Annotated in this window: 11 protein-coding genes; 6 read left to right on the plus strand and 5 right to left on the minus strand. The window is 67.6% G+C overall.

The window, feature by feature from the left end; translation table 11 throughout:
• Positions 1-240: 240 nt before the first annotated feature.
• Positions 241-1614, plus strand: coding sequence for a class II 3-deoxy-7-phosphoheptulonate synthase (locus SALA_RS11265; RefSeq protein ID WP_011542497.1), 1374 nt, complete (start codon positions 241-243; stop codon positions 1612-1614).
• Positions 1615-1730: 116 nt separating this feature from the next.
• Here the strand turns inward: SALA_RS11265 and SALA_RS11270 are convergent, their stop codons facing one another.
• Both SALA_RS11270 and SALA_RS11275 read right to left on the minus strand, forming a co-directional pair.
• Positions 1731-3233: a M28 family peptidase gene (locus SALA_RS11270; RefSeq protein ID WP_237700865.1), complete on the minus strand. Its 1503-nt coding sequence runs from the start codon at positions 3231-3233 to the stop codon at positions 1731-1733.
• Between the two features lie 192 nt (positions 3234-3425).
• Positions 3426-4229: an HpcH/HpaI aldolase/citrate lyase family protein gene (locus SALA_RS11275; protein ID WP_011542499.1), complete on the minus strand. Its 804-nt coding sequence runs from the start codon at positions 4227-4229 to the stop codon at positions 3426-3428.
• 85 nt (positions 4230-4314) lie between these two features.
• On the opposite strand from SALA_RS11275, the gene SALA_RS11280 reads away from it, so the two are divergent.
• Both SALA_RS11280 and SALA_RS11285 read left to right on the plus strand, forming a co-directional pair.
• Positions 4315-5229, plus strand: a complete 915-nt coding sequence (locus SALA_RS11280; protein WP_011542500.1) for an SPFH domain-containing protein — start codon at positions 4315-4317, stop codon at positions 5227-5229.
• A gap of 1 nt (position 5230) precedes the next feature.
• A complete protein-coding gene (locus SALA_RS11285; RefSeq protein ID WP_011542501.1) occupies positions 5231-5677 on the plus strand; it encodes an NfeD family protein in 447 nt (148 codons plus the stop codon).
• 69 nt (positions 5678-5746) lie between these two features.
• On the opposite strand, the gene SALA_RS11290 is transcribed toward SALA_RS11285, so the two are convergent.
• Together SALA_RS11290 and SALA_RS11295 are read right to left on the minus strand one after the other, a co-directional pair.
• Complete coding sequence (locus tag SALA_RS11290; protein WP_041383285.1) at positions 5747-6277, minus strand: GNAT family N-acetyltransferase; 531 nt, start codon at positions 6275-6277, stop codon at positions 5747-5749.
• Positions 6278-6309: 32 nt separating this feature from the next.
• A complete protein-coding gene (locus SALA_RS11295) occupies positions 6310-6870 on the minus strand; it encodes a hypothetical protein (RefSeq protein WP_041383286.1) in 561 nt (186 codons plus the stop codon).
• A 114-nt stretch (positions 6871-6984) separates the two neighbouring features.
• Between SALA_RS11295 and proB the strand changes: the two genes are divergently transcribed.
• The 3 genes from proB to sppA all read left to right on the plus strand — a co-directional run bounded on the left by proB (position 6985) and on the right by sppA (position 11287).
• Positions 6985-8091 carry a glutamate 5-kinase gene (gene proB / locus SALA_RS11300; RefSeq protein WP_011542504.1) on the plus strand — a complete coding sequence of 369 codons (1107 nt, stop codon included), beginning with the start codon at positions 6985-6987 and terminating at the stop codon, positions 8089-8091.
• A gap of 136 nt (positions 8092-8227) precedes the next feature.
• Positions 8228-9148 (plus strand): NAD-dependent epimerase/dehydratase family protein, encoded by a 921-nt coding sequence (locus SALA_RS11305; protein ID WP_011542505.1) that lies wholly within the window; start codon positions 8228-8230, stop codon positions 9146-9148.
• A 153-nt stretch (positions 9149-9301) separates the two neighbouring features.
• The gene (gene sppA, locus SALA_RS11310) at positions 9302-11287 is read left to right on the plus strand and encodes a signal peptide peptidase SppA (protein ID WP_011542506.1); all 1986 of its coding nucleotides are present in this window, start codon (positions 9302-9304) and stop codon (positions 11285-11287) included.
• A gap of 99 nt (positions 11288-11386) precedes the next feature.
• Here the strand turns inward: sppA and SALA_RS11315 are convergent, their stop codons facing one another.
• Positions 11387-12292 (minus strand): alpha/beta fold hydrolase, encoded by a 906-nt coding sequence (locus SALA_RS11315; protein ID WP_011542507.1) that lies wholly within the window; start codon positions 12290-12292, stop codon positions 11387-11389.
• Positions 12293-12630: the final 338 nt, after the last annotated feature.

Genomic DNA, 12630 nt, shown 5'->3' on the forward strand with positions numbered 1-12630 from the left:
TCGCATCCCGGCCCGCGGACGGGCCACTGGGTGTATGACGTTGTCGATAGCCCTGAACCTTGAACGCACCCAACAGGCGCCAAAGTCGCAATAAACTATCAGTTCATGGTCCTGAAGAAAAGCATAGGTGCGCAAATGTCACGATAATGCTAATTTTCAGCCTCGCGCGCTCGGCAAACATTGCGCCCGACGGGCATTCACGCCATGGGGCGCATGATTCGAAAATGAAATGACAGGCAGATGACGAAAAACTGGCAACCGCATAGCTGGCGCACGCACGAGGCCCGCCAGCTGCCCACCTATCGCGACGCCGATGCACTCGCGGCCGCCGAACGCGAGCTGGCGAACTATCCGCCGCTCGTCTTTGCGGGCGAGGCGCGCGAACTGACGAACGAACTCGCGCGCGTCGCGGAGGGCAGGGCGTTCCTGCTCCAGGGCGGCGACTGCGCCGAAAGCTTTGCCGAGTTCCACCCGAACAATATCCGCGACACATTTCGTGTGCTGCTCCAGATGGCGGTGGTGCTGACCTTCGCCTCGAAAATGCCCGTGGTAAAGCTCGGCCGCATGGCGGGGCAGTTCGCCAAGCCGCGTTCGGCGGACATGGAAGAGGTGGATGGCGTCGCGCTGCCCAGCTATCGCGGCGACATCATCAACGACATCGCGTTCGAGGAAGCCGGCCGCGAGCCCGACCCCGCGCGGATGGTCAAGGCCTACAACCAGTCGGCGGCGACGCTCAACCTGCTGCGCGCTTTCGCGGGCGGTGGCTATGCCAATCTGCACCAGGTCAACGCCTGGACGCACGACTTCATGGACCGCAGCCCGTGGGCGAAGAAATATCAGGAAACCGCAGGCCGCATTTCCGAAGCGCTCGCCTTCATGGAAGCGTGCGGCGTGACGCCCGAAACGGTTCCGCAGATCAAGGGCACCAGCTTCTACACCAGCCATGAGGCGCTGCTCCTCCCCTATGAGCAGGCGCTGACCCGGCAGGACAGCCTGACCGGCGGCTGGTACGACACATCGGGCCACTTCCTGTGGGTCGGCGACCGCACCCGTTTCGAAGGATCAGCGCATATCGAATATCTCCGCGGGATCGGCAATCCGGTCGGCATGAAATGCGGACCGAGCCTCGAACCCGACGTGCTGCTGCGCCTGCTCGACACGCTGAATCCCAACCATGTGCCCGGCCGCATGACGCTCATCACGCGCTATGGCCACGACAAGATCGAGGCGCATCTGCCCAGGCTCGTGCGCGCGGTGAAGGAATCGGGCCATCCCGTCGTCTGGTCGTGCGACCCGATGCACGGCAATGTCATCAAGACCTCGACCGGCTACAAGACGCGCCCGTTCGAGCGCATCCTCGCCGAAGTGCGCGGCTTCTTCGCCGTCCACCGCGCCGAGGGCACGCATGGCGGCGGCATCCATATCGAGATGACCGGCCAGAATGTCACCGAATGCACCGGCGGCGCGATGGACGTGACCCAGATGGACCTTGCCGACCGCTATCACACGCATTGCGACCCGCGTTTGAATGCGGGGCAGAGCCTCGAACTCGCCTTCCTGCTGGCGGAGATGCTCAATCAGGAAATGAGCGAGCGGGCGAAGCAGGCGGCGTAAGCCACTTCGTCATTGCGAGCGAAGCGAAGCAATCTCCAGCCCTCGACCTTTGCGTAAGATCGAGGGCTGGAGATTGCCGCGTCGCCTCCGGCTCCTCGCAATGACGATCTAGAGAATTACTTGCCCGGCCACCGTTTCGTATCGGCGAACGCCCGGCCGAGCGCGACGTGCAAATCGGCATCCTCGGCCGCCCCTCCGAGCGGGATCTTGTCGGAGAAATTGTCGGCCGCGCGGTGATAATCGCCCGACAAAAAGGCTTCGAGCAGCTTCATGTCCGAAAAGCTGCCGCCGACCATCAGCGAGGTGACGCCCTTCGCACCCAGCGCCCAGCCGTCCTGTCGCTGGATGAAGGCGTCGGCCTCGCCATCCTCGTCGAGCGTGCGGCCGAGCCTGGTCGCCACCTCGCGCACCAGCGCGTCATAGGCGGGCTTGCCGCGCCCGATCGTCGCGACCGGCGTGCCGCGCGGCGAGATTGCGATCGTGTCGACGTTGAGTGCCACGGTGATGTCGCCAAGCGGCACCACCGGATGGTCGGCGAACCAGCGCGCGCCGAGCAGGCCCTTTTCCTCCGCCGTCGTCGCGAGGAAATAGATGTCGCGATCGGGGCGCGGCCCCTTGCCCAGCCGCTTCGCGACCTCGATCAGTACCGCGATCCCGCTCGCATTGTCGACCGCGCCGTTACAGATGCGGTCGGCCTCGCCCTCGGGCGCGCAAAGGCCCAGATGGTCCCAATGTCCCAGAAACAGCACCGCCTTGCCGTCGGGCTTCGCGCCGGGCAGTTTGGCGATGATATTGTGGCTCGCAAAGGCGCGGACCGTCGACTCTGCGGTGAAGTCGGCAGCCACCGGCAGCGCCATACCCCGATAGTCGGCCGACGCGGCCGCTTCGCGCAGCGCGGCGCCATCCTGCCCAGCGGCCTTGAACAGTGCGTCGGCCGCGTTGCCTGACAGGAAACCGCTCACCGGCGCACCCGCCTTGACGCTGGCAAGGCGCATGGATTTGCTGCCGACACTCTCGCGCAGTGCGTCCCACGGCACCGCGTCGGTCGCGATCACCAACACCGCGCTCGCCCCCGCATCGGCGAGCATCTGGCGCCGCTCGCGATAGCGCGGCAATCTGTCGCCAAAAGGCGCATTGTCGAACAGCATGATCGCGAGTTTGCCGCGGACGTCGGCATTCACCTGTCCGGTGCTGTCGATGCCATAGCCGACGAAGACCGCGGGGACGCCCGCCAGCGACACCGACGCATCGCGCCCGGTGAGCACGATGCTGTCATCGTCTAGCGGAAAATTGCGGCCGTTCACGTTGAAGGTCGCTGTCCCGCCGAGCGCCTGCGTTTCGATGAAGGGCACCGGCTGGAGCCACGGCGTCGCGCTGCCCGGCACGGCTTCGAGCCCCGCCTTCGCCCATTCGCCGACGATATAGGCGATCGTGCGATCCTCGCCATCGGTGCCCGGCGCGCGCCCCTCGAACGCATCCCCGGCCAGGATTTTCATGTGCGCGGCGAGGTCGGCTTCGGTGACCGGCGCATCGGCGGTCGCGGATGCGGCCTGCGCGGGAGCGGACGTGGCGACGAGGGCGACGGCCGCAACGGCGGCGCGAAAGAAGGAGGCTTTCATGGGCGCGCGGCATGACATTTCCGCCACGGGCAGGCAAGGCGGTTCGTCGAACGACGAAGGGCGGCGGCGTTCTTTATTCTCTCGCCATCATCCCGTTTTCTCAATTCGTCATCCCGGCGAAGGCCGGGATCTCGCCGGTGCATTGTAACGCTAGGTCGAGACCCCGGCCTCCGCCGGGGTGACGAATTGAGGTTATCCCCTTGCCCGCGCCAGCAGCGCCCGCGCCGCGGCGACGTGCATATCCTCGATCATCCGGCCTTCGTGCCGCTGTGCGCCGCCGGTCGCCGCCGCGACCAGCGCCTCGGCCGCCGCAATCTCGCGCACCGTCGGAGCAAAGGCGGCGTTGCACGGATCGACCTGCGACGGGTGGATCAGCGTCTTGCCGTCAAAGCCCAGCCGCCGCCCCTCGGCGGCTTCGGCGGCGAAACCTGCGACATCGTCGATCGCATTATAAACCCCGTCGAAGCACCACACCCCGCCCGCGCGCGCGGCCAGTACGATCGCCTGGATCGCATGGCTCATCGCGTCGCGATCGGTCCCGTCGGGCAGTTTCAATTCGTGCGCGAGATCGTTGAGCCCCGCAATCAGACCCGCCACGCCGGGGTCCGCAGCGATGTCGCGCGCGGCATAGATGGCGGCGGGCGTCTCGATCATCGCGAGCAGCGGCAAGCCGAGCCCGCGCGCTGGGGCGAGGTCGGCGATGGCGTCGACCTTGGGCAGCACGACGGCATCGAGCGGCAGTCCCGCGAGCGCGTCGATGTCCGCCGCCTGATGCGCGGTCCCCGCCCCGTTGATCCGCACCGCGACGCGCTTGCCCGGATAGCCCGCCGTCACCGCCGCGCGCATCGCCGCGCGCGCGTCGTCCTTGCGGTCGGCCGGCACCGCATCCTCGAGGTCGATAATCAGCATATCGGCGGCGAGCGCTTGCGCCTTTTCCAGCGCGCGAGCGTTCGAACCGGGGACATAGAGCAGCGAGCGGGGGGCGAAGTCGGTCATGCGCTTTTCTGTGGCGCAGCCGCGCCATTGCCGCAATAAGGAAGGCGGGTTTGCAAAGACGCTTGTTTGCAAGAGGGGATGATCGATGGAATTCGCACTCGCACTGGTGGTTCTGGCGCTGGTGTTCCTGATCTGGGCGTTAACGCCCGTGCGCCAGGGTTTTGCCTATACGATCGAGCGCTTCGGCCGTTACACGCACACGGCGCAGCCGGGGCTCAATTTCATCATGCCGATCTTCGACCGGGTGGGTCGGAAAGTGAACATGATGGAGCAGGTGCTCGACATTCCGGGGCAGGAAATCATCACCAAGGACAATGCGATGGTCGCGGTCGACGGTGTCGTGTTCTTTCAGGTGCTCGACGCCGCGAAGGCCGCCTATGAGGTCAGCGACCTGTATCTTTCGATCATGAACCTGACGACGACCAACCTGCGCACCGTGATGGGGTCGATGGACCTCGACGAAACGCTGTCGAAGCGCGACGAAATCAACGCGCGGCTGCTCCACGTCGTCGACGATGCGACAACGCCGTGGGGGGTCAAGATCACCCGCGTCGAGATCAAGGACATCCGCCCGCCCGCCGACATTTCGAACGCCATGGCGCGCCAGATGAAGGCCGAGCGCGAAAAACGCGCCGCGATCCTGGAGGCCGAGGGACTGCGCGCCTCCGAAATCCTCCGCGCCGAGGGCGAAAAGCAGGGCCAGATTTTGCAGGCCGAAGGCCGCCGCGAGGCCGCCTTCCGCGATGCCGAGGCGCGCGAACGCGAGGCCGAAGCCGAAGCAAAGGCGACGCAGATGGTCAGCGACGCGATCGCCAGTGGCAATGCGCAGGCGATCAACTATTTCATCGCGCAAAAATATGTCGAGGCGGTCAGCCAGTTCGCAACCAGCCCGAACAGCAAGACGATCCTCTTCCCGGTCGAGGCGACGCAGTTGATCGGGACTTTGGGCGGCATCGGCGAACTCGCCAAGGATGCGTTCGAACGCAAGGGAGGCGCCTGACATGCCCGACTGGCTGACCAATATGGAGCCGCATTGGGCGTGGCTGTCGCTCGGCGTGCTGCTTGCCGCCGCCGAAATCGTTGCGCCGGGCTTCTTCCTCATCTGGATCGGCGCTGCGGCGATCGTCACCGGGGTCATCGCCTGGGTTGTGCCGCTCAGCGTCCCTTTCCAGCTCGGCATTTTTGCCCTGCTGTCCTTCGTCGCGCTCTATGGCGGGCGCCGCTGGCTCCGGATGAACCCGATCACGACGACCGACCCCCACCTCAACCAGCGCGGCGGCCGCCTCGTCGGCGAGGTGCTGACGGTGACGAAGGCGATCGAGGACGGCCGCGGCCGCGTGCGTGTCGGCGATGGCGAATGGCCGGTGCGCGGCCCCGACGCCGCCGAGGGCGCGAAGGTGCGCGTGGTGAGCGCCGACGGCGGGGTGCTGGTGGTCGAGCTGGCGTAACATCTCTCGTGCGTCAGGACGAGACGATGAGATCCCGGCCTTCGCCGGGATGACGATGATAGATGGCGATCAGCCGCCCCGCGGCCGCGAATAAATCGCCGTCACATGCCCCAGCGCGTCGGTGTCGCCGATGTGCCGGAACCCCAGCTTCGCCGCAACCCGCTCGGACGCTGCATGGCCGCGGTCGATGATGCAGCGCACATGCTTTGCGTCGAGGTTCGCGTCGGCCCAGCCGAGCACGGCGGTCATCGCCTCGGTCGCATAGCCCGCGCCCCAATGGTCGGCATCGAACGCCCAGCCCGCTTCGGGCACGCCTTCGAGTTCGGCTATGCCGCGGCAGAAATAGCTGAGCCCGCCCATGCCGATCAGCGCGTCGCTCGCGCGGTCGGCGAATACCCAGTAACCGAAACCCATCACCGGCCACAGCCCCGCCGAGCTTAAAAACTTGCCCCAGCTGACATCGGGCGCGCGCGGTTCGCCGCCGATAAAGCGCGTGACGCGGGCGTCGGCCCACATCGCGATATGCGTATCCTTGTCGGCAAGGCGACCGGGGCGCAGGCGCAGGCGGGCGGTTTCGATCACGGGGGCGATGGTCGACATGCGCCGCGATGTGCCCAAGCGGGCGCGCGCGGTCAATCGGGGTTCAGATAATGGTCGAACAGGTCGTGCAGCACCGCCTTGCCATCGACCTGCTGCCTGACGCGCATCACCGCCAGCGTATCGACGCGCGTGAGCACGTCCACATGGCGCAGCACGGCATGATAATGCGGCCGGCCGGTAAAATCGTGGAACAGCAGGACGCAGTCGGGTTTGCAGTGGATGATCGCCTGGAGCAGGCAGGCGACGCGAAAGCGCCCGTCGATCAGCACCGCATCGGGGCTGCCCCCCATGCCGCGCCAGACCTGTGTGTGATAGCGCGGCCAGTCGCGAAGGCGGCTTTCGCCTGTCGGATAGCCCCATTCGCCGACGGGGCCGATGTCGATATGGACGGGGGTGAAGTCGACGGGCTCGGCGGCGACCTCCGCCCGCACGCGCGCGAGCCAGGCGGGGTCGCTGTCGACGCTGACGATGCGTCGCACCTGCCGCGCCGCGACCAGCGTGCTGCCGCCGCAGCCGAACTCCAGCAGCGAGCCCAGCCCCGCCAGCTGCAATTCGAAATGCCGCACCTCGGCGGCGGTCATATGTGGCTGCATGGTCCCCTCCACGCGGCAAACCTATGGGACCGCGCCGCGCGCGTCCAGCGGCGGCGCGCGGGGCAAACGACATTCGCATTGGCGCGCGGGCGTCGCCGCGCTATCGGCGGCGGCATGAGCCTGTTTCCGCCCGCCTCCTGCCCGCGACTGATCGTCAAGATCGGGTCGGCGCTGCTCGTCGATCCGGGCGGCGCGGTGCGGCGCGACTGGCTCACAGGCATCGCCGCCGACATCGCGGAACGCGCCCGCGCCGGGCAACAGGTCGCGGTCGTCTCGTCGGGTGCGATCGCGCTCGGCGCGCGGCGGCTGGGGCTTGCCAAGGGCGGCCGCGCGAGCCTCGAAGATGCACAGGCGGCCGCCGCGACGGGGCAGATCGCGCTCAGCCAGGTGTGGGCCGAGGTGCTCGGCGCCGAGGGGCTGACGGCGGCACAGATGCTTGTGACGCTCGGTGACCTCGAACATCGGCGCCGCTACCTCAACGCCGCGGCGACGCTCGATCGCCTGCTCAGCCTGGGCGTCGTCCCGATCATCAACGAGAATGACAGCGTCGCGACCGAGGAAATCCGCTTCGGCGACAACGACCGGCTCGCCGCGCGCGTCGCGCAGGCCGCCGCGGCGCGCGGCGTCATCCTTCTCTCTGACATCGACGGACTCTACGACCGCAACCCGGCGCAACCGGGCGCCGTACATATCGAGCGAATCGAGCGGATTGACGCAGCGATCGAAGCGATGGCCGACACGGGGTCCGCATCGGGCATGGGATCGGGCGGCATGGTGTCGAAAATCGCCGCCGCGCGCATCGCCAACGCCGCGGGCGCGCATCTGGCCATCGCTTCGGGTCGGATCGACCGTCCGCTGTCGACCGCGGCGCGGCACAGCCTGTTCGTCGCCGAGCGCGGCGCGAGCGCGCGCAAGGCGTGGCTCGCGGGCGGGCTGACCGCCGAAGGGCGGCTGACGATCGACGCGGGCGCGGTCAAGGCGCTGGTGGGCGGCGCGAGCCTGCTCGCCGCCGGGGTAACTGCGGTATCAGGCAGCTTCGCGCGCGGCGACATCCTCGATATCGTCGGACCCGACGGGCGCGTCGTCGCGCGCGGCCTGTCCGAATATCCTGCGGCCGATGCGGCTGCAATCGTCGGGCTCGGCCGCGACGCGCAGGAGGCCGCGCTCGGCTATGCGCCGCGCAGCGCCATCGTCCACCGCGACCATATGGTGCTGCTGTGATCCTCCCCTGCAAGGGGAGGGGGACCACCCGGAGGGTGGTGGAGGGGCACGCGCAGCCAAATGCGGCGTTCGACCTCCTGCGCCCCTCCCCCATGCTTCGCATGGCGCCCCTCCCCGTACCGGGGAAGAACGTCTTATGACGCACCGCACCCTCGCCATGACCGGCGCAACCGGCTTTGTCGGCGGCGCGACGCTGCACCGCGCCGTCGAGGCGGGCTGGCACGTCCGCGCGCTGACACGCCGCCCGCAGGGCGAACGCGAGGGCGTAACCTGGATCGCCGGCGCGCTCGACAAGCCCGACAGCCTCGCCGACATGGTGGCGGGGGCCGATGTCGTCATGCACATCGCGGGCGTCGTCAATGTCCCGACCCGCGCCGCCTTCGAGGCGGGCAATGCGACCGCAACCGCCAATGTGATCGCCGCCGCACGCGATGCCCATATATCGCGCTTCGTCCACGTCTCCTCGCTCGCGGCGCGCGAGCCAGGCCTTTCCGACTATGGCTGGTCGAAGGAGCGCGCCGAGGCCGTCGTGCAGGCGAGCGGGCTCGACTGGACGATCGTGCGCCCGCCTGCGGTGTTCGGCCCCGGCGATACCGAGATGCTCGACCTGTTCCGCATGGTTCGCCGGGGCGTCGCCCTCCTGCCACCGCCGGGCCGCATGTCGGCGATCTATGTCGACGACCTTGCCCGCCTGCTCGTTGTGCTCGCAGCCGACAAGGGGACGAGTTTCGGCCGGATCTATGAGCCCGACGACGGCACCCCCGGCGGCTGGTCGCACCGCGGCTTTGCCCGCGCGATCGGGCGGGCGGTCGGCCGCGCCCATGTGCCGACGCTCGCCGCGCCGGCGCTGCTGCTCAAGGTCGGCGGGCGGATCGACCGGTTCATCCGCCGCGACCGCGCCAAGCTGACCCCCGACCGTGCGCGCTATATCGTGCATCCCGACTGGGTGGTGGCCGATGGCGCCCGTCCGCCCGCCACAATCTGGCGCCCGGAGCGCGAGACCGACGAGGCGCTCGCCGAAACGGCGCGCTGGTATCGCCGCGAAGGCTGGCTCTGACCCGTAATCCCGACCCAAGCAGCTCACCACAATCGTCATCCCGGCGAAGGCCGGGATGACAGATTGAGGGAATACCGACCGCCCATGCGCTCCCATCGCCCGCCCGTCGAAGCGTGCATTGCCAACGACCGGGCGCATCCCTAGATTTGACCGATGACCGACAGCACCGCGACCACGCCCAACGATCCCGCCGGCCCCTGGGCCATTCCCGTCCGTCGGCCGCTACCGGGCGAGGACAAGCCGCGCAGCACCACGAGCTTTCCGCGCAAGGTCTGGAAACTGCTCGTCGCGATCAAGGATGCGCTGGCGCTGATCTTCCTGCTGCTTTTCTTCGTGGCGCTGTTCGGGCTGCTCGCGGGGCGCCCCAATGCGGGCCTGCCGGTCAGCGAGGGTGCGCTGCTGATCGAGCTTGACGGCATCGTCACCGAACAGCCGACCGAAACCGATCCCTTCGCGGCGCTGTCGGGCGGCCCGCAACTCAAGGAAATCCGCACGCGCGATGTCGTCCACGCGCTCGAAACCGCGGCTTCGGACAAGCGCATCACCTCGGTCGTGCTCGACCTCGACCGCTTCCTCGGCGGCGGGCAGGTGTCGCTCGCCGAAATCGGCGGCGCCATCGACAAGGTGCGCGCAAAGAAAAAGCCGGTGCTGGCCTTTGCCACCGCCTATACCACGGACAGCTATCAGATCGCCGCACATGCGAGCGAAATCTGGGCCGACAGTATCGGCGGCGTCGCGATTGCGGGACCGGGCGGGTCGCGCCTCTATTACAAAGGGTTGATGGACCGGCTGGGCATCACCGCGAACATCTATCGCGTCGGCACCTTCAAAAGCGCGGTCGAGCCATATCTCCGCAGCGACCAGTCGCCCGAAGCGAAGGAAGCCAACCTCGCCTATGCCAGCGTCCTGTGGGACAATTGGCTGGCGGATGTGAAGAAAGCGCGCCCGGCGGCCAAGCTCGACGCCTATATCGCCGATACCGTCGGCGCGGTGCGCGCGGCGGGCAATGACCTGTCGAAGGCTTCGCTCGACGCAGGGCTGGTCGACAGGCTCGGCAGCCGCATGGCGTTCAGCCGCCGCGTCGCCGAAATCAGCGGCGCGACCGACGAGGGCAAGCCGTGGGAGTTCAACGCCATCCCGCTCGAAAACTGGGTCGCCGCCAATCCGCCCGCAGAAAAGGGCAGCGCGATCGCGGTTGTCCCCGTCGTCGGCGACATCGTCGATGGCGAGGCGCCGACGGGGCTTGCCGGCGGCACGACGATCGCCGAGCACATCCTCGACGCCGCCACCGACAGCAGCGTCAAGGCGATCGTCCTGCGCGTCGATTCGCCCGGCGGATCCGTGCTGGCGTCGGAGGAGATCCGCCAGGCGCTGCTCGCGGCCAAGGCCAGGAAGCTGCCCGTCGTCGTGTCGATGGCGAATGTCGCCGCGTCGGGCGGTTATTGGATTTCGACCCCGGCAGACCGCATCTTTGCCGAACCCGAAACGATCACCGGGTCGATCGGCGTGTTCGGCATCCTGCCGAGCTTCGATCGGGCGCTGGCCAAGATCGGCGTCAACGCCGACGGCATCGCCACGACGCCGCTGTCGGGGCAGCCCGACATCTTCGGCGGCGTGAACGAGGAGTTCAACGCGCTGGCGCAGGCGAGCGTCGAGGACGTCTATACGCGCTTCACCGGGCTGGTCGCCAAGAGCCGCAAGCAGCCGCTCGACAAGATCCTGCCGATCGCCGAAGGGCGCGTCTGGGCGGGCGGCACCGCGCGCCAGCTTGGCCTCGTCGACCAGTTCGGCGGCCTCCCCGAAGCGCTCGCCGCCGCGGCGAAACTCGCCAAGGTCGAGGGCGATTTCCACGCCAGATATTTCGAGGAAGAGCCGAGCGAATTGTCCAGGCTGCTCGCCAACTGGTCGGGCGCCGGAGAAGAGGAAACCGCGGCGCTCCCGCGCGGCTGGTTCGGCATCGCGGCGATGAACCGCCAGCTCACCGAGCGACGGCTGGTGCAGGATCTGGCGCTGCTCACGCGGGTGGGGTCGGTCCAGGCGGCCTGCCTCGACTGCCGCGCCTATCTGCCTGCCATCCCGCGGCCGGGCAAGCGCGAGGCGCAGGGCTTTCTTGCGACGCTGGCGATGTTGTTGAAATAATCCCCCCGCTTGCGGGAGGGGTTAGGGGAGGGCCTGTTCAGGCAGCTCTCCCCGAGCGACATGTCCTCCCCCGACCCCTCCCATAAATGGGAGGCGAGATCAGGCAGCGACGGCAACCTCCTCCCCAATATGTCCCGCGATCGCATCGGCGAGCGTATCGACAAGCGCCAGCGGCAGGTCATGCCCCATGCCGGGGATCGTCAGCAGCCGCGCGCCCGCGATATGGGCCGCCGTGTCGCGCCCTCCCGCGAGCGGCACCAGCGGATCGTCCTCGCCGTGAATCACCAGCGTCGGCGCCTTGATCGACTTCAGCATCGGCCGCCGGTCGCCATCGGCGATGATCGCCGCCATCTGCCGCGCAAAGCCCGGCGGATACCAGCCGCGCTCGAAATCGGCGCGGACGCGGCGCTGAAGCCGCTCCTCGTCGGACGGATAGCCGGGGCTGCCGATCACCCGCGCCGCCTTCACCCCATAGGCAATCAGCGCCTCCTTGTCGCCGCTCATCGGGCGGTTGGCGAGCGCCTGCATCGCTTCCTTGCGCGCTTTCGGCAGGCGGCGGTTGCCCGTCGTCGACATGATCGAGGTGAGCGAAAGCACGCGGTCCGGATAGCGCGCGGCGATATGCTGCGAAATCATGCCCCCCATCGACACCCCGACGATATGGGCCCGTCCGATGCCCAGATGGTCGAGCAGGCCGAGGCCGTCGGCGGCCATGTCGGCGAGCGTATAGGCGGGGCGCACCGGCAGGCCGATCGCCGCCTTGACGAACATCCATTTGAGGTTCGGCACCCCTGCCGCGTCGAAGCGCGTCGACAGACCGACGTCGCGATTGTCATAGCGGATCGTGCGGAACCCCCGGTCGTTCAACGCCGCGACGAACTCGTCGGGCCACAGCGTCAACTGTCCGCCCAGCCCCATCACCAACAGGATGGCGGGCGCGTCCTTCGGCCCGCGATCCTCATAGGTGATGTCGATGCCGTTCACGGCCGCCTGTTCGGTCTGCATGCAATTTCCCTGGCCAGGTCGCACCGGCAATCGGCGCTGACATGATTGTTCACAAGCCCAACCTGCCCCCGCTTTTGCGTTTAGGCAAGCCTAGGGTCAGGACCCATTAATTCCCCGTTCGAGGTTTGAAGCGATTTTGCTCAGGGCGAGGAGGAAAGGCGCAGGAATATGGACATATTTCAAGACTTTTCGACGCTGCCATGGGCAAAATCGGTCAAATCCCGAAGGGACGCCGAAATGGCTTCGATATCGGACCTTCGCGGCCTTGCGGGTAGCGATGCTACCCGCTGCACCCGCCAAGGCCCGATATCTTCGCCATTTCGACGCCTCGAACGGGG

The organism is Sphingopyxis alaskensis RB2256, assembly GCF_000013985.1.
Classification (GTDB): Bacteria; Pseudomonadota; Alphaproteobacteria; order Sphingomonadales; family Sphingomonadaceae; genus Sphingopyxis; species Sphingopyxis alaskensis.

Bases quoted from the DNA above. Each gene is read 5' to 3' on its own strand.
- SALA_RS11305 (WP_011542505.1), top strand. From the start codon at position 8,228: ATGACGCACCGCACCCTCGCCATGACCGGCGCAACCGGCTTTGTCGGC.
- SALA_RS11275 (WP_011542499.1), bottom strand. From the start codon at position 4,229: ATGACCGACTTCGCCCCCCGCTCGCTGCTCTATGTCCCCGGTTCGAAC.
- proB (WP_011542504.1), top strand. From the start codon at position 6,985: ATGAGCCTGTTTCCGCCCGCCTCCTGCCCGCGACTGATCGTCAAGATC.
- sppA (WP_011542506.1), top strand. From the start codon at position 9,302: ATGACCGACAGCACCGCGACCACGCCCAACGATCCCGCCGGCCCCTGG.
- SALA_RS11315 (WP_011542507.1), bottom strand. From the start codon at position 12,292: ATGCAGACCGAACAGGCGGCCGTGAACGGCATCGACATCACCTATGAG.
- SALA_RS11270 (WP_237700865.1), bottom strand. From the start codon at position 3,233: ATGAAAGCCTCCTTCTTTCGCGCCGCCGTTGCGGCCGTCGCCCTCGTC.
- SALA_RS11290 (WP_041383285.1), bottom strand. From the start codon at position 6,277: ATGTCGACCATCGCCCCCGTGATCGAAACCGCCCGCCTGCGCCTGCGC.
- SALA_RS11265 (WP_011542497.1), top strand. From the start codon at position 241: ATGACGAAAAACTGGCAACCGCATAGCTGGCGCACGCACGAGGCCCGC.
- SALA_RS11280 (WP_011542500.1), top strand. From the start codon at position 4,315: ATGGAATTCGCACTCGCACTGGTGGTTCTGGCGCTGGTGTTCCTGATC.
- SALA_RS11295 (WP_041383286.1), bottom strand. From the start codon at position 6,870: ATGCAGCCACATATGACCGCCGCCGAGGTGCGGCATTTCGAATTGCAG.
- SALA_RS11285 (WP_011542501.1), top strand. From the start codon at position 5,231: ATGCCCGACTGGCTGACCAATATGGAGCCGCATTGGGCGTGGCTGTCG.